Source organism: Glacieibacterium frigidum (genome assembly GCF_007097155.1).
Taxonomy (GTDB): Bacteria; Pseudomonadota; Alphaproteobacteria; order Sphingomonadales; family Sphingomonadaceae; genus Glacieibacterium; species Glacieibacterium frigidum.
The window spans coordinates 713,810-732,438 of record NZ_VJWA01000001.1; the positions used below are offsets into that span (position 1 = coordinate 713,810).

The window sequence follows — 18,629 nt, forward strand, 5'->3', positions numbered from 1 at the left end:
CGGATGGGGGAGGTGGCGCGACCGGATGGACACGGGGGCTCAGGCGCGGGCGGCGGTGATCGCCGCCGAATTGCGCGGCGCACGCGGCCCGACCCTGATCGGCGTCGTCATCATGACCGCCGTGCTGATCTTCGTGACCCTCGCGATCCGCCCGCTCGCCGCGACGCCGTGGCCGATCGATGCCTGGGTCGCGGCAATGGCGATGGTGCTCGTCGGGGTGCTGACACTGATGGTGGCCGGCACGCTGACCGACCGCCCCGGCCGTCCGGTCGAGCCCTGGGTCCGCGGGGCGCGCGCGCTTCAGTCGACGATGTCGGCACTGATCGTCGTCAGCGTGTGGATCCTGCTGCCGCCGGCGGGCCCCGACCTGCGCGCGCTGATGTTGATGATGTACGTCTGGTACATCGCCACCGTCATCGCGGCGTCGAGCGAGGCGTCGCCGATGCCGGCGCGCGACATCGTCGTGCTGACCCTCTCGATGGTCGGCTGGGTCGTGTGGGACCGCCCGCCGTACTGGGAGGCGTGGGCGGTGTTCCTGACGATGGCGGGGGGCACGATGCTGGCCTTCCGCCGCATGATCCGCCGCGCAGTCGTCGCGGCGCTGGAGGCGCGCATCGCGAGCGAGACTGCCGAGGCCGCGACCCGCGCCGCGCTCGCCACCGCCGAGGCCGCACGCGATGCCAAGACACGCTTCATCGCGTCCGCCAGTCACGACCTGCAACAGCCGCTCCAGGCGGCCGCGCTGTTCTTCGAGAATGCCGTGGCAACCGGCGATGCGGCAGCGCGGGCGCGCGCGGTGACGGGGGCGCGCGCGGCCTTCGCCTCGACGCAGGGGCTGATCCGCCAGATGCTCGATCACCTGCGGCTCGAGGCAGGCGCGGTGCGGGCGCGCCCCGAACCCGTCGCGCTGGGACCGCTGATCGCCGAGGTCGCGGCCGAGCATGAGCCTGCGGCACGTGCCGCAGGCATGCGCCTGATCGCGCTGCCGTGCCGGCTGGTGGCGACGGCCGACCCGGCACTGCTGCGCCGCGCGGTTGGCAATCTTATCGCGAACGCGGTGCGCCATGCAGCCGGCGAGCGCGTGCTCATCGGTGCGCGCGCTTGTGGCGGCACGGTGACTTTGTGGGTGATCGACGACGGGCGCGGGGTGAGTGCCGCCGACGCCGGGCGGCTGTTCGAGGATTATGCGCAAGGGTCCGACAATGCGACGCGCGGCGGCTTCGGGCTGGGGCTGGCGTCGGTGCGGCGTTCGGCACGGCTGATGGGCGGCGACGCGGACCTCGACCCGCGCTGGACGGGCGGCGCGGCGTTCCGCCTGATGCTCCCGCGCGCGGACACGGTGGAGGCCCTGTGCGAAGCTGCCTGATCGCCGACGATCATGCGCTGGTGCGCGACGCGCTGGCCGCGACGGTCGCGGCGCGCTGGCCCGATGCCGAGATCCTGCAAGCGAGCGACTTCCCGACCGCCTGGTCTGCGGCGGCGCGTGCGCCAGACCTGTGCCTCGCCGATCTCGACATGCCGGGGGCCGCACCGGTCGAGGGCGTCGAGGCGTTGCGCGCGGCGGCGCCGGCCATGAAGATCCTCGTCGTCACCGGGTCGTTCGACGATGCCATGATGCTCGACCTGCTGGCGCGCGGCGTCCACGGCTTCGCGCCCAAGTCGCTGTCCGCCGACGTCATCGGCGCGGCGATCGCGCTGGTGCTGGCGGGCGGGCGCTATCTGCCGCAGCGGCTGGCGGAGATGCAGATGCCCGAGCGGCACTTCGCCCCCGCGCCGCCGCCGCGCCTGCTGACCGAGCGCCAACTGGAGGTTGCGCGGCTGATGGCGCGCGGCCAGACCAACAAGGACATCGCGCGCAGCCTGGGCATCGCGCCCGCCACCATCAAGACGCACGTCGCGCAGGTCATCGCACTGACCGGCGCCGCCAACCGCACCGAGGCGGCGATGCGCGCGACCGCGCTGGGGTTGCTGTAGACGCGCGAAGACGGCTCTGTTATGGCCCCCGCTCTTCCGCCGACGGGACTCGCCCGCCGGCCCCAACCTTATGACAAGCGCGTGCCATGCTGAGGTGCGTTGCGTGAATGGAGCGACAAGGCCCTTATGCAGATCGTAGTCCGCGACAATAATGTCGATCAAGCGCTTCGTGCGCTCAAGAAGAAGCTACAGCGTGAGGGCGTGTACCGCGAAATGAAGCTGCGCCGGCATTACGAGAAGCCGAGCGAGAAGCGTGCCCGTGAAAAGGCCGCCGCGGTTCGCCGCGCGCGCAAGCTCGAGCGCAAGCGCGCCGAGCGCGACGGCGCCAAGTAAGCATAATGGCGGATAGCGCAGCGCGGTCGGGCTCGGCCCGCTGGATCGTCGTGGCCATCGTGGTCGCGGCGCTGGTCGGCGGCCTCGTGTGGCTGGGTACCCAGTCGGCCGTCGACGCCGTCCGCCCTGCCGATGCGGCCTATCTGAAGGCCAACAAGGGGAAGCCAGGCGTGATCACCACCGCGAGTGGCCTGCAGTATCAGGTCCTGACCGAAGGCAAGGGCGCCAAGCCGACCAAGAGCGATACCGTCGCGGTCCATTACGAGGGCAAGCTGATCGACGGCACGGTCTTTGATTCGAGCTATCAGCGCGGCCAGCCCGCGGTGTTCCCGCTCGACGCGGTCATCCCCGGCTGGACCGAAGGCGTGCAGCTGATGACCACGGGGTCGAAGTACCGTTTCGTCATCCCGCCCGAGCTCGGCTACGGCAAGCGCGGCGCACCGGGCGCGATCCCGCCGAATTCGGTGCTGCTGTTCGATGTCGAATTGCTGGCGGTTCGGGGCGCTTAACTACCCCTTCGTCGTCATCCCCGCGAAGGCGGGGACCCAAGGTCACTAACTTGGCGGCAAGAACCGCTCGCCTCATGGCGCGGCTTGGGTGCCCTTGGGTCCCCGCCTTCGCGGGGATGACGAGGGGAATGGCGGGGACCTGCTCACGCCAAACCCCCGGCCGGCGATCCTATCGCCTCCGCTCCCAAGCTCAGCCCGTCGTCTCCGGCTTGACCCCCCATCCGGCGCTGACTGGACGAGGAACCGGCAGACGATGCAGGTGCGGTCGCGAGTGCCCGGGCGAGGGCGGCAGTGACGTGAAACTGGGTACAGGGGGATCGAAGATGTCGCTGCCGGCGTCCGGCCTCGTCATGCCCGGGCAATCGCTCGCGTGTCCGTCACCCCGCTAGCGCGTCGGGGATCGGGCCGGCCGCGGGGTTGCTATGCCCGCCACCTGGACAGCGGGCTTGCCAGGGCCCGCCGCATGCGAGCGTATTAACCGATCTGGTTCAGAAAGTCAAGGCCCGACCTTGGCGTGCAGGCTGGTGAAGGCGCGGCCCGAGCGGAAGGCGCCCAGCCAGGTCGCGGGGTTCAGCGTCCACGATCCGTCGACCGAATAGGTCAGGAACTCGGCACGGCCGACGACATTCTCGATCGGCAGCAGCCCCAGGCCGCCGCCCTCGACGGGGACGCGACTGTCCTGCGAATTGTCGCGGTTGTCACCCATCAGGAAGACATGCCCCTCGGGCACCACGATCGGCGCGGTATTGTCGTTGTCCCAGTTGCCGAGGTCGAAGACGTCGTAGCTGCGGCCGTTGGGCAGCGTCTCGCGGAAGCGCGGATAGCGGCAGACGGGCACCCCTTGCGCGTTGGTCGTCTGGAAGGCCGCGTCGACGACGCCGTTGCAGGTTGAATTGGGGGTGATCTTGATCTCGGCCGGGGCCATCGGGACCTTGGGCACCGCGGTGCCGTTCAGAAACAGCACGCCGTTCTTCATCTGCACAGTATCGCCGGGCAGGCCGACGACGCGCTTGATCCAGTCGTCGTGCTGGATCGGCGACTTGACGACGACGATGTCGCCGCGCTCCGGGTACGAGCCGAAGACGCGGCCCGGGATCTCGGGCAGGATCGGCAGGCTGGGCGACAGATAACTGTAGCCATAGGGGAATTTGGAGACGATCAGCTGGTCGCCGACCAGCATCGTCGGCAGCATCGACGCGCTGGGGATATAGAAGGGCTTGGCGATGAAGCTGTGCACAGCGAGCACCGCGAGCGCGAGCAGGAACAGCTGCCACGCCTCGTGCGCCCAGTTGGTCTTCTTCTTCGGTGCAGCCACTACAGCCTCGGTCATGTCGGGGTCGCCGTAATCAGGACGATCGCCTGCGCGAAAGGGTGATCGTCGGTGAGCGTCAGGTGTATTACCGCGCTATAACCCGCAGGCGTCAGCAGCGCCAGCCGCTCCGCAGCCCCGCCGCTGAGCTGCAGCGTCGGCGCGCCCGACGGCAGGTTGACGACCCCCATGTCGCGCATGAACACGCCGTCGCGAAAGCCCGTGCCCAGCGCCTTGGAGCACGCCTCCTTGGCGGCGAAGCGCTTGGCATAGGTGCCGGCGCGGGTCAGCGGGCGCCGCTCGGCCTTGGCCTGTTCGTGGGGTGTGAAGACGCGGGCGATGAAGCGGTCGCCGAAGCGGTCGAGCGATTTCTGGATCCGCTCGATGTTGCAGATGTCGTTGCCGAGACCGAGGACAATCACGACCCCTCGTCCATCGCCGCCCGCATCGCCCGCACCGCCGCGTCGAGGCCGATGAACACCGCCTCACCGACGATGAAATGGCCGATGTTCAGCTCCGCGAGGCCCGGGATTGCCGCGACCGGCCCGACATTGGCCGTCGTCAGCCCGTGGCCGGCATGGACTTCGAGCCCCAGCCCCAGCGCATGCGCGGCGGCCGCCTGCAGCCGCTCCAACTCGCCGTCGCCGCCGTGCGCGTAGGGGCCGGTGTGCAGCTCGACGACCGGCGCCCCAAGCCGCGCCGCAGCTTCGAGCTGGCGGATGTCGGGGGCGATGAACAGGCTGACGCGAATGCCCGCATCGCGGAGGCGCGCGACGAAGGGCGCGAGGCTGTTGTGCTGTCCCGCGGCGTCGAGCCCGCCCTCGGTGGTGCGCTCCTCGCGGCGTTCGGGTACGATGCAGACCGCGGGCGGACGGTGGGTCAGCGCGATGCCGAGCATCTCGGGCGTGGCCGCCATTTCGAGGTTGAGGGGCAGCCCGGTGGCGTCGATCAGGCGGGCGATGTCGTCGTCGGTGATGTGCCGCCGGTCCTCGCGCAGGTGCGCGGTGATGCCGTCGGCGCCGGCCGCCGCCGCCATCTGCGCGGCGCGCACGGGATCGGGATGCTCGCCGCCCCGCGCGTTGCGGATCGTCGCGACGTGGTCGATGTTGACCCCTAGGCGGAGCACAGGGCCGCGCTCAGCAGTTCGTAGGTGACGCCCTTGCCCTGCCACGGCTCGCCGAAATCGGTCGGGCGGTCGGTGAAGGCGACGACGATGCGGCCCAAAGCGGGCGCGATGACGTTGCAAATCTCGACGCCGCCGATCTGGCCGCGGCGCTCGACCAGCGCGACGGGCGTGGCGCAGCCCTTCAGCGGCACGGTGTACGACCATTGGCCGAGTGCGACGAACCCCAGCTTGGGCTCGCCCTTCCACATCTCGGCACGTGCCGCCGCACCGATCAGGCGGCCGCCGAGCAGCGCCTGGTCGAAGCGCACCAGATCGGCGGGCGGCCCCGCGACCGCGCCCGCCGCGCCGAAGCGCCCGACATCGACATAATCGTCGGCGACCCCGTCGGCGAAATAGCCGCGCCGCCCGGCCGGGTCACCGGCGGCGAGCAGGCGCGCGCCCGTCATGCCCGCGGGCCGGAAGATGCGTTCGTCGAGCAGCTTCGCCAGCGGCCGGCCGGTTACCGCCTCCAGCACCGCGCCGACGATCTCGGTATCGCAGTCGTTGTATTCGAAGCGCGCGCCCGGTTCCGCCTTGGCGGGGCCGAGGCAGATCGGGCTGATCCCCTGCCACGCCGGCGCCGTGCGCAGGAACTGGACGAGCATGTCCTTGCGTTCGTTGACCGGCCCGTCCTCGACATTGGGCAGGCCGCTGGTGTGCATCAGCAGCTGGCGCAGCGTGACCTTGCCGGCGTTGGCGATCTTCAGCTTGGACGCATAGCGTGCGATCGGCGTGTCGAGGTCGAGCTTGCCCGCCTCGACCTGCTGCATCACCGCGGTCGCGACGATCTGCTTGCTGACCGATGCCCAGCGCCACATCGCTGGCAGCATCATCTTCACCTGCGGGCCGACCTCGGCGCCGTGCTGCGCGGTCAGGTCTCCGACCCGCAGGTGGCCGCGCAGGCCGGTCTTCAACGCCGCAGCGTTCGCGGCCTCCCACATCTTCGCCAGCGCTGGCGGCGGTGCGGCGGCGGCGCACGGGACGGCGACCGCAAGCAGGACGGCGAACAGGATCTTCATGCAGCACGACTCCCCGGCTTCACCGCCGGCAGCGCCGCAAGCTCGGGCGGCAGCGCGTCGGCACTGTAGGTGGGCACGTCGAGTGCGATGAGGCTGGTCAGAGGCACGCCGATGTCGGCCTTGCCGTTCGAGCGGTCGACGAGGCAAGCGCCCGCAACGACGCACCCGCCCGCGGCTTCGATGGCGACGATCGCCTCGCGCGAGCTGAGCCCCGTGGTGACGACATCCTCGACCATCAGGACGCGCGCGCCCTCGGTCAGAGTGAAGCCGCGGCGCAGTTCGAACACCCCCTGCGGCCGCTCGACGAACAGCGACTGAACGCCCAGCTGGCGCGCCACCTCGTAGCCGACGACGACGCCGCCCATCGCGGGGGCGACCACCGCATCGACCGCCAGCCCCTCGCGCGGCAGCTTGGCGATCAACGCCGCGACCAGGCGCGCGGCACGCGCCGGGTCGGCGAGGACGCGCGCGCACTGCAGGTATTTCGCGCTGCGCAGGCCCGACGACAGGATGAAATGCCCCTCCAGCAGGGCGCCTGCGGCGTGGAATTCGGACAGGATTTCGGCGTCGGTCATGGCGCGGGTCTAGCAGCCCGCCAAGCTGCGTGAAACCACGCCCGTAGAATCTGGCCAACACCGTTACGAATCGGTATGGCTGCCGGCGTAACTAGGGGAGTAGAGCGTGGTGAAGCGAGTTTCGATCGGGCGCCTGTGCGGTGCCGCCGTGGCGGTTTCATTGGTGGCGACGCCGCTGCCCGCCGCCGCCCAGCTGAATTCCAAAGCAGGCAAGACCGCCGAAAAGACGCGCGCCGCGGCGCAGGCGACGCTGCCCAATTGCGCGCGGCCGCTCGGCACGCTGGCGCTGGCCGAGCCCGAGACCAAGTGGTGGGGCGGCGTCGGGCTGGGCTCGCCCGAGGCGCTGATCCGCGTCTATGTCCAGAAGTCGAAGTGCTTCCGCCTCGTCAACCGCTCGAACCGCGGCATGGAGTCGATGCAGCGCGAGCGTGATCTGGCGGGCAGCGGCGAGCTGCGCCGCGGCGGCGTCGTCGGCAAGGGCCAGATGGTCGAGGCCGACTTCACGATGATCCCCGACATCGTCACGGGCAACAACAACAAGGGCGGCCTCAACGTCGGCGGCCTGGTCGGCGGCATCATGGGCGGTACGCTCGGCGGCATCGTCGGCGGGATCAGCATCAAGAAGAAGTCGGCGAACGTCATCCTGAACGTCGTCAACAACAAGACCAGCGAGGAGTTCGTCGCGGAAGGCCAGTCGAAGAAGTCCGACCTCGGCTTCGGTGGCGGCGGCGGTTTCTTTGGCGGCGGCGCGCTGGGTGGTGCTGCGGTCGGCGGCTACGACAATACCGAACTGGGCCAGGTCGTCGCGCTGGCGTATCTCGACGCCTATGCCCGGCTGGTCAGCGACCTCGGCGGCATGGAGGCGGCGATCAACTCCGCGCCCGCGGCCGAAAAGGCGCTGACGCTCGGCCGTCCGGGCCGCATGTTCGCAACGCCGTCGCTCAAGGGTCGCGTCGTCAAGGCGCTCGACGCCGGCGCGATCCTCTACCCGACCGGCCAGCGCGCCCCGGGCTTCCGCGAGGTCGAGGACGAGATCGGCACCAAGGGCTGGGTGTCCGAGGCGTCGCTGCAGGTCGCGCGTTGATCGTCGGCGTCGGAGCGCGATAGTCGTCATCCCCGCGAAGGCGGGGACCCAAGGTCACGAGGTTCGGCGCGAAGGGGTATTTCCCCGGGCGAGATTTGTGACCTTGGGTCCCCGCCTTCGCGGGGATGACGACCTAAAAACTCAAGCCTTTACCCGCTCCACGCTCACCACCGCCGGCGCACCCCGCAGCGCCGCGGTGATCGCGGTCAGCTGGGCCAGCCCCTCGACCTCGATGTCGATGATGTTGGTGTGGAATTCCCGGTCGCGGTGCTTCAGCGCGAGGCCGACGATGTTGCCGCGCGCCTGGGCGATGATGCTGGCGACCGCCGCCAGGCTGCCGGGCTGGTTGTACACCACCGTCGCGACGCGCGCGACCGCGCCGCCCGAGTTCGCGTCCCACGCCAGTTCCAGCCAGTCCTGCGGTTCGTCGGCGAGCGTCGCGCAGTCGATGCCGTGCACCTCCACCCCCATGCCGGGGCGCGACAGGCCGGCGATGCGGTCGCCCGGCACCGGGTGGCAGCATTCGCCCAGCGTGAAGGCCGCACCCGGCGCCAGCCCCTTGATGGTGATCGCGCCGGCGCCCGGCTTGACCTTGCGCGGCCGCTTGGCGCCCTCGGTCGAGCCGGGGCTCAGCGCCTCGCGCAGCGCGAGGTCGCCGACCGTCTGGCGGGCGAGCGCGACGTACAGCGCGTTGCGGTCCGCCAGCTTCAGGCCGCTCAAGGCGGCGTTGACCGTCGCGTCGTCGGACGGCAGGCCGTGCCTGGCGACCGCGGCGTCGAACAGCTGCCGCCCCATCGCCAGCTGCGCGTCGCGGGTGCGGGTGCGCGCCGAGCGGCGGACCGCGGCGCGCGCCTTGGCGGTGACGACGTACGACTCCCACGCCGGATCGGGGGCGCGGATCGACGAGCGCAAAATCTCGACCTGGTCGCCGTTGACCAGCTTGGTGCGCAGCGACACGACCCGCCCGTTGACGCGCGCCCCGACGCAGGTGTCGCCGATCTCCGAGTGCAGCAGATAGGCGAAATCGACCGGCGTCGCGCCCTTGGGCAGCTGCTGCAGCTCGCCCTTCGGCGTGAAGACGAAGACCTGGTCGTGGAACATCGCGAGGCGCGTGTGCTCGAGCAGCTCCTCGGGCGTCGCGGCATGGTCGAGGATTTCGAGCAGGTCGTTGAGCCACGGATAGGACTCGCGCGCTGCCGCACCCTCGTTGCCCGACTTGTACGCCCAGTGCGCCGCCAGCCCCAGCTCCGCCTCGCGGTGCATCGCGGCGTCGCGGATCTGCACCTCGATGCCGATGCCGCTGTGCATCACCGTGGTGTGCAGCGAGCGATAGCCGTTCGCCTTGGGGGCCGAGATGAAGTCCTTGAAGCGCCCGACGAACGCCGGCCAGCGCTGGTGGATGATGCCGAGCGCGCGGTAGCAGTCGGCGGGACTGGCGACGATGACGCGGAACGCCATGACGTCGGTCAGCGCCTCGAAGCTCTTGTGGTCGGCGTGCATCTTGCGCCAGATCGACAGCGGCTGCTTCTCCCGCCCCCAGACGTCGGCCTCGACGCCGTTCTGGGCGAGCAGCAGCTTGAGCCCGCTGGTGATGCGCGACACCACGTCGCCGCCGCCCACGCGCAGCCGTTCGAGGCGCGCGGTAACGCTGGCATGGCCCTCGGGCTCCAGCTCGCGGAAGGCGAGTTCGTTCAGCTCGTCCATGAACTCGTACATGCCGATGCGGCCCGCCAGCGGCGCGTAGATGTCCATCGTCTCGCGCGCGATGCGGCGGCGCTTGTCGGGGTTCTTCAGGTGCTTGAGCGTCCGCATGTTGTGCAGCCGGTCCGCCAGCTTCACCAGCAGCACGCGGATGTCGTCGGACATCGCGAGCAGGAACTTGCGCAGGTTTTCGGCAGCCCTCTCGCTCTCGGTCTGCGCCTCGATCTTCGACAGCTTGGTGACCCCGTCGACCAGCCGCCCGACCGCGGGGCCGAACAGCTTGTCGATCTGCTCCTGCGTCGCGACCGTATCCTCGATCGTGTCGTGCAGGATGCCGGTGGCGATTGTCTCGTCGTCGAGCTTCAGGTCGGTCAGGATGCCCGCGACCTCGATCGGATGGCTGAAATAGGGGTCGCCGCTAGCGCGCAGCTGGCTGCCGTGCGCCTTCATCGAAAACACGTAGGCGCGGTTCAGCAGGTCCTCATCGGCCTGGGGGTCGTAGGCGCGGACACGCTCGACGAGTTCGTACTGACGCAGCATTCAGCGAGTGTGGGGCGCGCGTCGCATGCGCGCAACCGTTCACCGCACGCCGGGCTCGTTCAGATGCTCGGACTTCCACTGCATCGCCATCCGGATGCGGGTCGCGCCCGAGGGATGGTCGTAGAAGATCGCCTCCTCAATCGGGCCGGGCTCGAGCTTGCGATACGCCCCCAGCCGCAGCGCCGAGCGCGCGAAGCCGTCGGGGGCGCGTGCGGCGTTGAGGCCGAAGATGTCGGCCTGATGCTCGTTGAAGCGGATCAGCGAGTTGGTCACCGGGGTCAGCAGCAGGAAGAACACGCTGAACACGATCGACCAGACCGCGAAGGCGCCGGGGTCGCCGATGTCCTTGATGCCCCATGCCGGGTTGCGGCGGATGAGCGCCGGGACCGCGACGCTGACCACCAGGAACGCCAGCGTGATCAGCACGACGAAGGACAGGATCAGCACGACGACATGGCCGAGGACGTAATGGCCGAGTTCGTGACCCATCACCGACAGCGTGCCGGCATCGTCCTTGGTCGCGAGCAGATTGTCGTTGAGCGCGACGCGTGTCGTCGGCCCCAGCCCGGCGACGTTGGCGGAGATGCGCTTGGTCTGCTTCGATGCATCTACCACCAGAACATCGTGCGCGGGTACGCCGTTGGCGCGCGCCATCGACAGGATCTGCGCCTGCAGCGGCGACGCCGGCATCGGCTTGTAGGTGTTGAACAAAGGCTCGATGAACACCGGCCCGGCGGCGATGAAGAACGACATGACGACCGCGGTCCCCGCCGCGCCGTACGCCCACCAGCGCTTCGGCGACCGGCGCACCCCGATGAACAGCGCGGCGATGGCGAGCGCCGTTATCGGCAGGCTGATCGCCGCGCCCTTGAGCATTTCGACCAGCCACTCGCCCAGCGTCTGGTTCGACATGCCGTACTGATGCTCGCGGAAATACCCGGTGTACGCCTGCCACGGCAGCTCGATCACCGCGGTCAGCAGGCTGAAGACGAGGAGGAACAGCGCGGTGGCGAGGAACATCCGCCCGCCCGTCTGGCGCTGCGCCCAGGCCGACAGCCGGGCCGCCCAGCCCATGCGCAGGAACAGATACGCGACGCCGATGCTGATCAGCGCGCCCCACAGGGTCAGCCAGTAGCCGCCCTCGAAATAGGCGTCGGAGCGGATGCGCGCGGCCCCCGACACAGTCGCCAGATAGGCGCGCGTCGCGGCCTCTACATCGAATGCGGCTTGCGCGATGGCCATGATCGTCCCCCGACAGTGTCTGGTCTGTGTAACACACCTGCTGTGGTGCGCAAGCGGGTGACGCGGCGTTGAGGGCACGCTACATCGCACTGCACAAACGAAAGTTCACGATGCTCGACGCGCAGTTCACGCCGCAGGTGCCGCATACCGTGCGGCTGTCCGACTATCGCCCGCCCGACTGGCTGGTGCCGACGGTGGCGCTCGACTTCGATCTCGCGCCGGGCTGCACGCGCGTTCGCGCGACCCTCACCGTCACCCGCAACGGCGCGCACGACCGGCCGCTGGTGCTCGACGGGCAGGAACTGCGCCTGTTGTCGCTGACCGTCGACGGCGTGGCCGACGCGACCCAGCCGGTGGGCGAGCATCTGACGCTCCGCCTGGCGGGCGACACCGCGGTCATCGAGACGCTGGTCGAGATCGTGCCATCGGCCAACACCCGCCTGATGGGGCTGTACGCCTCGGGCGGCAATCTGTGCACGCAGTGCGAAGCGGAGGGCTTCCGCCGCATCACCTTCTTCCCGGATCGCCCCGACGTGCTGTCGACCTACAGCGTCCGCATGAAAGCCGATGCACGCGCCTATCCGGTGCTGCTGGCGAACGGCAACATGGTGGCGCGCGGCGACGATGACGGCGGCGACACGCATTGGGCGGAGTGGACCGATCCGTGGCCCAAGCCGTGCTATCTGTTCGCGCTCGTCGCGGGCGACCTGCAGCCGCTGCGCGACCGCTTCACGACGATGTCGGGGCGCGAGGTGCAACTGGCGATCTGGACCGCGGCGGCCGACGTGCCGCGCTGCGCGCACGCAATGGCGGCGCTCAAGACCTCGATGGCGTGGGACGAGGTGCACTACGGCCGCGAGTACGACCTCGATGTCTTCAACATCGTCGCGGTCGCCGACTTCAATTTCGGCGCGATGGAGAACAAGGGTCTCAACGTCTTCAATTCGAAATACATCCTCGCCGACCCGGAGACCGCGACCGATGCCGACTTCGACGCCGTCGCGGCGGTGGTGGCGCACGAGTATTTCCACAACTGGACGGGCAATCGCATCACCTGCCGCGACTGGTTCCAGCTGTCGCTGAAGGAAGGCCTGACGGTCTTCCGCGACCAGCAGTTCTCGGGCGACCAGGGCAGCCGCGCGGTGCGCCGCATCGACGACGTGCGGTCCCTGCGCGCCGTGCAGTTCCAGGAGGATGCCGGCCCGACCGCGCACCCGATCCGCCCCGATCATTATATCGAGATCGGCAATTTCTACACCGCGACGGTCTACAACAAGGGCGCCGAGGTCATCCGGATGCTCTACACGCTGCTGGGCGAGGCGGGCTTCCGCGCCGGCACCGACCTGTACTTCGAGCGCCACGACGGCCAGGCGGTGACCTGCGAGGATTTCGTCCGCGCGATGGAGGATGCGTCGGGGCGCGACCTCACCCAGTTCCGCCGCTGGTACGAGCAGGCGGGCACGCCCCGCGTCGGCGTCACGCTGGCGCACGAAGGTTCGACCGCGACGATCACTTTGACCCAGACGACGCCGCCGACGCCGGGCCAGCCGATCAAGCTGCCTGTCCATCTGCCGCTGCGCCTCGCGCTGTTCGACCGCGCGAGCGGCGCGCGGATCGGCGACGAGCGGCTGGTCGAGCTGACCGAAGCGACGACGACGGTCGTGATCCCGGACGTGCCCACGCGCCCGGTGCTGTCGCTCAACCGCGATTTCTCGGCCCCCGTCATCGTCGAGCACGCCTGCCCGGCGGCCGACCGGGTGTTCCTGTCGGCGCATGACGACGATCCGTTCGCGCGCTACGAGGCGCTGCAGCAGCTGGCGCTCGACACGCTGTCGGCCGAGGGGCCGTGCGACGATCTGGTGGCGGCGCTCGGCGCGACGCTGGGCGGTGACGACCCGGCGTTCATTGCCGAGGCCGTGCTGCTGCCGACCGAGGCGTTCATCGGCGATCAGGCCGCCGTCGTCGCGGTCGACGCGATCCATGCGCGGCGCGAGGCCGTGCGGCATGCAGCGGCGACCGCGCACCGCGATGCCTGGTGGGCGGCTTATCGCGGCAATGCCGACGCCGCCTATGCCCAGACACCCGAGGCGAAGGGCCGGCGCCGCCTCAAGAACGTCGCGCTCGGCTATCTGATGGCGACCGGCGAGCGCGAGGCGGAGGTTGCAGCGTACGCGCAGTTCGAGAACGCGAACAACATGACCGACCGCATCGCGGCGCTGAGCGTGCTGGCGAACAGCGACGCGCCCGAGCGGACGGCGGCGTTGGCGGCGTTCTATGACCGCTTCAAGGGCGACGCGTCGGTGATCGACAAATGGTTCTCGGTGCAGGCGATGTCGAGCCGCGCCGATACGCTTGCGGCGACGATCGCGCTGACCCGCCACCCCGATTTTTCGCACAACCCCAACCGGCTACGCTCGCTGGTCGGCGCGTTCGGGGTCAACCAGCTGCGCCTGCACGCCGCCGACGGCGCGGGCTATGCCTTCCTCGCCGACCAGGTGCTGAGCGTCGATCCGGTCAACCCGTCGACCGCGGCGCGGCTGATGACCCCGCTCGGCCGCTGGCGGCGGTTCGACGAGGGGCGGGCGGCGTTGATGCGGGCGCAGCTGCAGCGGCTGCTGAAAACGCCGCGACTGTCGAAGGACGTGTTCGAGATGGCGTCGAAGTCGCTAGCTTGACACGATTTCGCGGCGGCAGCGCCGCGTCGCGAGGCCGATCATCGCGAAGCCGGCGAGGAGCTGCGCCCAGACCTGCGGCTCGGGCACGGTGCCGACGCCACCGGTGATCGTCGCGTTGACGTCGATGGTCATGTGCGACAGCGCGAGATCGTCGAGGCCGAGGAAGCGGCTGAAACTCTCGAGCAGCAGCGTGCGCGAGTAATTGCCTGCCGTCAGGCCCGCGGTGGCGAAGCTGAGTTGCGCGCCGGTATAGGTCATGTCGCCGTCGATGCCCGCGAACGACGCGCCAGTCAGGCTGAACGGCCCGCCCGCACCGGTGAAGCTGCCGCCGAGATTTTCGGAGAAGGTCGAAAGCGCGATGTCGTTGAGCACGCCGAAATCGGTGGTGATCGTCTGCGTGCCTGCTGCGAAGCTGCCGAGATCGAGTGTGTAGCTGTTCGCCCCCGTCGCGGTCAGCGTGCCGAACCCCGCCGCCTTGAACAGCGAGGCGAGCGAAACCTGGGTGACCTTGCCGGTCAGCGTCAGCGTCGCGTCGGCGACGTTGTCGAAGTTGTTGGCGATCGTCAGCGACTGGCCCGCGAAGTCGCCGCTGACGCTGCCATAGGCGAGGGTGGCGTCGGCGGTGCCGCCGTTCGCAGCGACGACGAAGTCCGCCCCCGTCACGCTGACACTCGCGGCGTTCGTATTCTGCACCGCGCCGCGCAGCGTCGTCTCCGTGCCGAGGTTGGTGATCGTCAGCGTCCGCGTCGCCGCGCCGACGCGCTGCACGCCGAGGTCGAGCGTCGATCCCGAAAGGCCGGTCGCCGACAGCGTCTGCGTCGCGCTGGTCGCCTCGATCGTGCCGGTGCCGGTGACGTTGGCGCGCGCGGCGAAGCTGTTGCCGCTGCCGAAGCCTGCGTTCTGATAGTCGGCGGTGACCGCGACGACGTTGGCCCCCAGCGACAGCGCGCCGTTGATGACGAGCAGGCGTGGCGTGTAGGTCCCCGTGCCGAACGCCAGTACCGCGCCCGCGTCGCTCTGCCCGGTGCCGCCGGTGAGGCCGGCGAGGGTCAGCGTGCCCTCACTGGCGCGGACGATGCCGCTGAAGCCACTGATGCTGTTGGTCACCGATGTCCCGATGAATCCGTGGCCGAAGATCGTGCCCGAATTCGCCAAGGTGCCAGGGGTGGTGAAGCTGCTGTCGACCTGCGCGGCGGTGCCGCCGAGCAGCACGATTCCCCGGTTGGCGAAGTTATCCCCTAAGCTGAATTCCCGTCCATCGACAATTTCGAGGCGGCCGCTGGCGTTGATCACCGACAGCGTTTCTTCGAGCGCGTTACTCGCCCCTCCAACATCGTAGCCCGTCAATATTTGCGATGCTTCGCCCGACAGGCGGACCACCGTGTCGGTCGCGGTGCCCGTCGTGCCGATGGACTGGATAAAGGCGGATCCTGAATCTGTGCGCAGCGTCAGCGTTCCCGCGCGCGACGCATAGACACCCTTCGACAGGTTAGCACCGCTCAGGTTGGTGAGCGCGGAGTTGGTTCCCATCGTCAAATTCTGACCGTCGGCGAACATCGTCGCGTCTTTCGAGTTCTCGTAGAGGCCGCCAGCGAGCGACATCTGACTAGTTCCCGCAATCAACGAGCCCGTATTGTACAGCCCGGCGTTGCGGTTGGTGCCGACCCCGGCACCCGACAGTCCCGACGCCGTGCCCAAGGGGTCGATATTGATCTCCCTGGGCCCCGTCGACCGGATCGTACCTTGGTTGTTGAGGATGCCCGCATTAGCCAGGATGCGCGCCGAACCGAGCACCGTCTGACCCGCGCCCAGCGTTATCGAACTGGCGCTGCCATTGAACAGAACTGTATTTGCCGCATTTGCCAAGACGATCGTGCCCGTCCCGCTGACGATCACCGTCGCCCCAGTTGTTGCGCGGAGACTGCCCGTGACATCGATCAAGCCGTTGTTGACGAGCGCGCTGACGGTAAAAACACCTCCGGTCTGCCGTAATGCAGCGCCCGACGCAATCTGTACCGAGCCTGTAGACGTGGTGCTTGAAACATCCGCTCGCCCCGTGCTGATGATCGCCGTGTCAGTGGTCCCGGGAACACGGCCGCAGTCCCAGTTTGCGGCGGTGGCGAAATTGCCGCCGACGCTACCATTCCAATTGCAGTCCGCCGCCCGCGCCGCCCCCGGCAGCGCGGCGACGCCGAGCAGGATGGCGGCGCGGACACCGCGCACGCGGTCGATCGTCAGTTTGGTCATGTGGCCCCCGGCATCGCAACGTACCGCGAGCACAACGCCCGCCCGCGCAGGGGTCGCAGAGGCAAAAGCCCTTGTTAAGCAGTCAGCTACCCAAAATGGGTCAGTTGCGCGGCTTTCTCGGTCGCGGGTGCCCCGGGGTCAGTTCTTCTCGCGCGTCAGGCGGTCGACCCAGGCGATGCCGACCGCCGACACGATGAAGATCGTGTGGATGATCGTCTGCCACATCACGCCGGTCTCGGTGACGCGCGCGCCCGCGGTGCCGATGTTCGACGCCTCGATGAAGGTGCGAAGCAGGTGGATCGACGAGATGCCGATGATCGCCATCGCCAGCTTGACCTTGAGGACGCCGGCATTGACGTGGCTCAGCCACTCGGGCTGGTCGGGGTGGTTCTCCAGCCCCAGGCGCGACACGAAGGTCTCGTAGCCGCCGACGATGACCATGACGAGCAGGTTGGAGATCATCACCACGTCGATCAGGCCGAGGACGATCAGCATGATCTCCTGCTCGCCGACGCTGTTCGCGGTCGCGACGAGGTGCAGCAGCTCCTTCAGGAACAGCCAGACATAGACCGCCTGCGCGACGATCAGCCCGATATACAGCGGCACCTGCAGCCAGCGCGATCCGAAGATCAACAGCGGCAGCGGCGCAAGCCGCTTCGCGGGTCCGGTGGGGGCAGGGGTCATTTCGGCGATATAGTGCGGCGGCTCAGCGCGGCAACCACGCCGCGACCTCGCCCGCCACCGCATTCGCAGCGCTGTTCAATGCGACCGCGACATCGCCCGGCGCCTGGCTCGACACCGGCACGCGCCGGTCGAAGCGGCGGACCAGCAGCGTCTTGCCGCCGTCGCCCGACAGCAGCGCATCGTAGCGCAGCACTACCGCGGGGGCGGCGGCATCGCGCACGTCGAGGCTGAACTCGACGAGTTGTCCTGACAAAGTGCGCGCCGCGCCGACGTTCGACTGGCGCGCGTCGATCACCGGCACGCCGCCCGCCGCAATCGTATCGGCCAGCACGCGCGCGAACAGCTTGTTGGGCTGCTCGGCCCAGGTCGCGCCGGTCAGGTAGGCCAGCTCGGTATCGCGGGTGATGACCGGCAGGCGCAGCGTCTGCAGCGGCCCCGGTACCGTCGGCGTGACGACGCTGACCGACCGCGACAGATCCGCCGCCGGTGCCCCGACGGTTGCGGTGGCACGCAGCGTCAGCAGCGCGACCGGCGCCTTGTCGTTGCCGCCGATCTGCACGAGCGGGCCGCAGGCGCTCAGCGCGAGGGCGGCGAGGGGGATCAGCAACCGCATCTTACTTGGCCTTCGCATTGGGGTCGTATTCGGGCAGGCGGCGGCCGCCGAGCAGCGCGCTCGCCGGGTCCTCGTCGAGCTTCGCCGACACCGCGCCCAGCGACGTCGTCACGGCGCGCAGGTCGCTGATCAGCTGGCCGATTTCGGGCACCGTGCGCTGCGACAGCGCGTCGACGCCGGGCTTGGCGGCCCCGACCAGTTCGTCGACTTTGGTCAGCGAACTGTTGGCGCGCACCACGGTCTTGTCGAGATCAGCGACGAGCGTCCGCACCTCGCCGTTGAGCAGGCGGTCGGTCGAGCCCGCGACCTTGCCCAGCTGCTCGACCGCCAGCGTCGCCGCGCGCAGCGTCTGGCGCGTCTCGGCGATGGTCGCCGCGATCTCCGGCCCGCGGTCGGCGAGCGCGTTCGACAGGCGATTGGTGTTCGCGAGGATGCCGCCGATCGATTCGCGGTTTTCGGGGTTCAGCAGCTTGTTCAGGCTGGCGGTTAGCTGCGAGACGTTGTTAAGCAGCTCAGGCGCACTGGCGAGCAGCTGGCCCAAACCGCCGCGCTTGGCGGGAATGATCGGCCGGCCCCAGCCGCCGACTGCGGTAATCGGCGGCTGGCCGCCCATCGCGCCGGTCAGCGCGATCTGGCTGACGCCGGTGAAGCCGACGCCCTCAACCGTCGCAGTGGTGCCCTGCAGGATCGGGGTATCCTTGTCGATCGCGATGCGGACACGGACGAGCTGCGGCGCCTTGGGGACCAGCGCGATCTTCTGCACCGATCCGACGGGCACGCCGTTGAAGGCGACCGCGCTGCCGACCGCAAGGCCGGTGATGCCGTTCGAGAACAGGATGTCGTATTCGGGCTTGTCCTCGCCCGAGAAGCGCGCGAGCCACAGCACGGCGGCAAACAGCAGCACGGTGAAGGCGAGCACCACCGAGCCGACGAGGACGTAAGAGCTGCGCGTTTCCACT

Annotated in this window: 17 protein-coding genes; 6 read left to right on the plus strand and 11 right to left on the minus strand. The window is 69.2% G+C overall.

Translation table 11 applies throughout. The features are described 5' to 3' along the window. Positions 1–25 precede the first annotated feature (25 nt). The 4 genes from FMM06_RS03420 (at position 26) to FMM06_RS03435 (ending at position 2,816) form a co-directional block, all read left to right on the plus strand. Positions 26–1,366 (plus strand): sensor histidine kinase, encoded by a 1,341-nt coding sequence (locus FMM06_RS03420; RefSeq protein ID WP_143554797.1) that lies wholly within the window; start codon positions 26–28, stop codon positions 1,364–1,366. Then, on the plus strand, positions 1,351–1,974 hold the full coding sequence (locus tag FMM06_RS03425; RefSeq protein ID WP_185965015.1) for a response regulator transcription factor: 624 nt from the start codon (positions 1,351–1,353) through the stop codon (positions 1,972–1,974). The genes FMM06_RS03420 and FMM06_RS03425 overlap by 16 nt, the downstream gene beginning before the upstream one ends. A 126-nt stretch (positions 1,975–2,100) precedes the next feature. Continuing rightward, positions 2,101–2,307, plus strand: a complete 207-nt coding sequence (gene rpsU / locus FMM06_RS03430) for a 30S ribosomal protein S21 (protein ID WP_143554799.1) — start codon at positions 2,101–2,103, stop codon at positions 2,305–2,307. A 5-nt stretch (positions 2,308–2,312) separates the two neighbouring features. Continuing rightward, positions 2,313–2,816 carry an FKBP-type peptidyl-prolyl cis-trans isomerase gene (locus FMM06_RS03435; RefSeq protein ID WP_143554800.1) on the plus strand — a complete coding sequence of 168 codons (504 nt, stop codon included), beginning with the start codon at positions 2,313–2,315 and terminating at the stop codon, positions 2,814–2,816. 496 nt (positions 2,817–3,312) lie between these two features. On the opposite strand, the gene lepB is transcribed toward FMM06_RS03435, so the two are convergent. From lepB to pyrE, 5 genes are read right to left on the minus strand one after another with little or no spacing between them, the layout of a single operon-like run. Next, positions 3,313–4,146 (minus strand): signal peptidase I, encoded by an 834-nt coding sequence (gene lepB / locus FMM06_RS03440; protein ID WP_143554801.1) that lies wholly within the window; start codon positions 4,144–4,146, stop codon positions 3,313–3,315. Continuing rightward, positions 4,143–4,544, minus strand: a complete 402-nt coding sequence (gene acpS / locus FMM06_RS03445) for a holo-ACP synthase (protein WP_144237060.1) — start codon at positions 4,542–4,544, stop codon at positions 4,143–4,145. The genes lepB and acpS overlap by 4 nt, the downstream gene beginning before the upstream one ends. After that, positions 4,544–5,251: a pyridoxine 5'-phosphate synthase gene (locus FMM06_RS03450; RefSeq protein ID WP_235889053.1), complete on the minus strand. Its 708-nt coding sequence runs from the start codon at positions 5,249–5,251 to the stop codon at positions 4,544–4,546. The genes acpS and FMM06_RS03450 overlap by 1 nt, the downstream gene beginning before the upstream one ends. Then, positions 5,239–6,309, minus strand: coding sequence for a serine hydrolase domain-containing protein (locus FMM06_RS17105; protein ID WP_143554803.1), 1,071 nt, complete (start codon positions 6,307–6,309; stop codon positions 5,239–5,241). The genes FMM06_RS03450 and FMM06_RS17105 overlap by 13 nt, the downstream gene beginning before the upstream one ends. Further along, complete coding sequence (pyrE, locus tag FMM06_RS03460; protein ID WP_143554804.1) at positions 6,306–6,884, minus strand: orotate phosphoribosyltransferase; 579 nt, start codon at positions 6,882–6,884, stop codon at positions 6,306–6,308. The genes FMM06_RS17105 and pyrE overlap by 4 nt, the downstream gene beginning before the upstream one ends. Positions 6,885–6,990: 106 nt before the next feature. On the opposite strand from pyrE, the gene FMM06_RS03465 reads away from it, so the two are divergent. Then, positions 6,991–7,968: a CsgG/HfaB family protein gene (locus tag FMM06_RS03465; protein WP_185965016.1), complete on the plus strand. Its 978-nt coding sequence runs from the start codon at positions 6,991–6,993 to the stop codon at positions 7,966–7,968. Between the two features lie 141 nt (positions 7,969–8,109). Here the strand turns inward: FMM06_RS03465 and FMM06_RS03470 are convergent, their stop codons facing one another. Together FMM06_RS03470 and FMM06_RS03475 are read right to left on the minus strand one after the other, a co-directional pair. After that, the gene (locus tag FMM06_RS03470; protein WP_143554805.1) at positions 8,110–10,209 is read right to left on the minus strand and encodes a RelA/SpoT family protein; all 2,100 of its coding nucleotides are present in this window, start codon (positions 10,207–10,209) and stop codon (positions 8,110–8,112) included. Between the two features lie 39 nt (positions 10,210–10,248). Then, a complete protein-coding gene (locus FMM06_RS03475) occupies positions 10,249–11,451 on the minus strand; it encodes a M48 family metallopeptidase (RefSeq protein WP_143554806.1) in 1,203 nt (400 codons plus the stop codon). A 110-nt stretch (positions 11,452–11,561) separates the two neighbouring features. On the opposite strand from FMM06_RS03475, the gene pepN reads away from it, so the two are divergent. Then, the gene (gene pepN / locus FMM06_RS03480) at positions 11,562–14,126 is read left to right on the plus strand and encodes an aminopeptidase N (RefSeq protein ID WP_144237061.1); all 2,565 of its coding nucleotides are present in this window, start codon (positions 11,562–11,564) and stop codon (positions 14,124–14,126) included. Here the strand turns inward: pepN and FMM06_RS03485 are convergent. The 4 genes from FMM06_RS03485 to FMM06_RS03500 form a co-directional block, all read right to left on the minus strand. Then, positions 14,118–16,373: a beta strand repeat-containing protein gene (locus FMM06_RS03485; RefSeq protein ID WP_143554807.1), complete on the minus strand. Its 2,256-nt coding sequence runs from the start codon at positions 16,371–16,373 to the stop codon at positions 14,118–14,120. The genes pepN and FMM06_RS03485 overlap by 9 nt on opposite strands. Positions 16,374–16,511: 138 nt before the next feature. Continuing rightward, positions 16,512–17,057: a TIGR00645 family protein gene (locus tag FMM06_RS03490; RefSeq protein WP_143554808.1), complete on the minus strand. Its 546-nt coding sequence runs from the start codon at positions 17,055–17,057 to the stop codon at positions 16,512–16,514. 22 nt (positions 17,058–17,079) lie between these two features. Next, positions 17,080–17,670, minus strand: coding sequence for an ABC-type transport auxiliary lipoprotein family protein (locus FMM06_RS03495; RefSeq protein ID WP_185965017.1), 591 nt, complete (start codon positions 17,668–17,670; stop codon positions 17,080–17,082). Between the two features lies 1 nt (position 17,671). Further along, positions 17,672–18,628, minus strand: coding sequence for an MlaD family protein (locus tag FMM06_RS03500; RefSeq protein WP_143554810.1), 957 nt, complete (start codon positions 18,626–18,628; stop codon positions 17,672–17,674). Position 18,629: the final 1 nt, after the last annotated feature.

Bases quoted from the DNA above. Each gene is read 5' to 3' on its own strand.
- FMM06_RS03420 (WP_143554797.1), top strand. From the start codon at position 26: ATGGACACGGGGGCTCAGGCGCGGGCGGCGGTGATCGCCGCCGAATTG.
- rpsU (WP_143554799.1), top strand. From the start codon at position 2,101: ATGCAGATCGTAGTCCGCGACAATAATGTCGATCAAGCGCTTCGTGCG.
- FMM06_RS03435 (WP_143554800.1), top strand. From the start codon at position 2,313: ATGGCGGATAGCGCAGCGCGGTCGGGCTCGGCCCGCTGGATCGTCGTG.
- lepB (WP_143554801.1), bottom strand. From the start codon at position 4,146: ATGACCGAGGCTGTAGTGGCTGCACCGAAGAAGAAGACCAACTGGGCG.
- FMM06_RS17105 (WP_143554803.1), bottom strand. From the start codon at position 6,309: ATGAAGATCCTGTTCGCCGTCCTGCTTGCGGTCGCCGTCCCGTGCGCC.
- pyrE (WP_143554804.1), bottom strand. From the start codon at position 6,884: ATGACCGACGCCGAAATCCTGTCCGAATTCCACGCCGCAGGCGCCCTG.
- FMM06_RS03470 (WP_143554805.1), bottom strand. From the start codon at position 10,209: ATGCTGCGTCAGTACGAACTCGTCGAGCGTGTCCGCGCCTACGACCCC.
- FMM06_RS03475 (WP_143554806.1), bottom strand. From the start codon at position 11,451: ATGGCCATCGCGCAAGCCGCATTCGATGTAGAGGCCGCGACGCGCGCC.
- pepN (WP_144237061.1), top strand. From the start codon at position 11,562: ATGCTCGACGCGCAGTTCACGCCGCAGGTGCCGCATACCGTGCGGCTG.
- FMM06_RS03485 (WP_143554807.1), bottom strand. From the start codon at position 16,373: ATGACCAAACTGACGATCGACCGCGTGCGCGGTGTCCGCGCCGCCATC.
- FMM06_RS03490 (WP_143554808.1), bottom strand. From the start codon at position 17,057: ATGACCCCTGCCCCCACCGGACCCGCGAAGCGGCTTGCGCCGCTGCCG.
- FMM06_RS03495 (WP_185965017.1), bottom strand. From the start codon at position 17,670: ATGCGGTTGCTGATCCCCCTCGCCGCCCTCGCGCTGAGCGCCTGCGGC.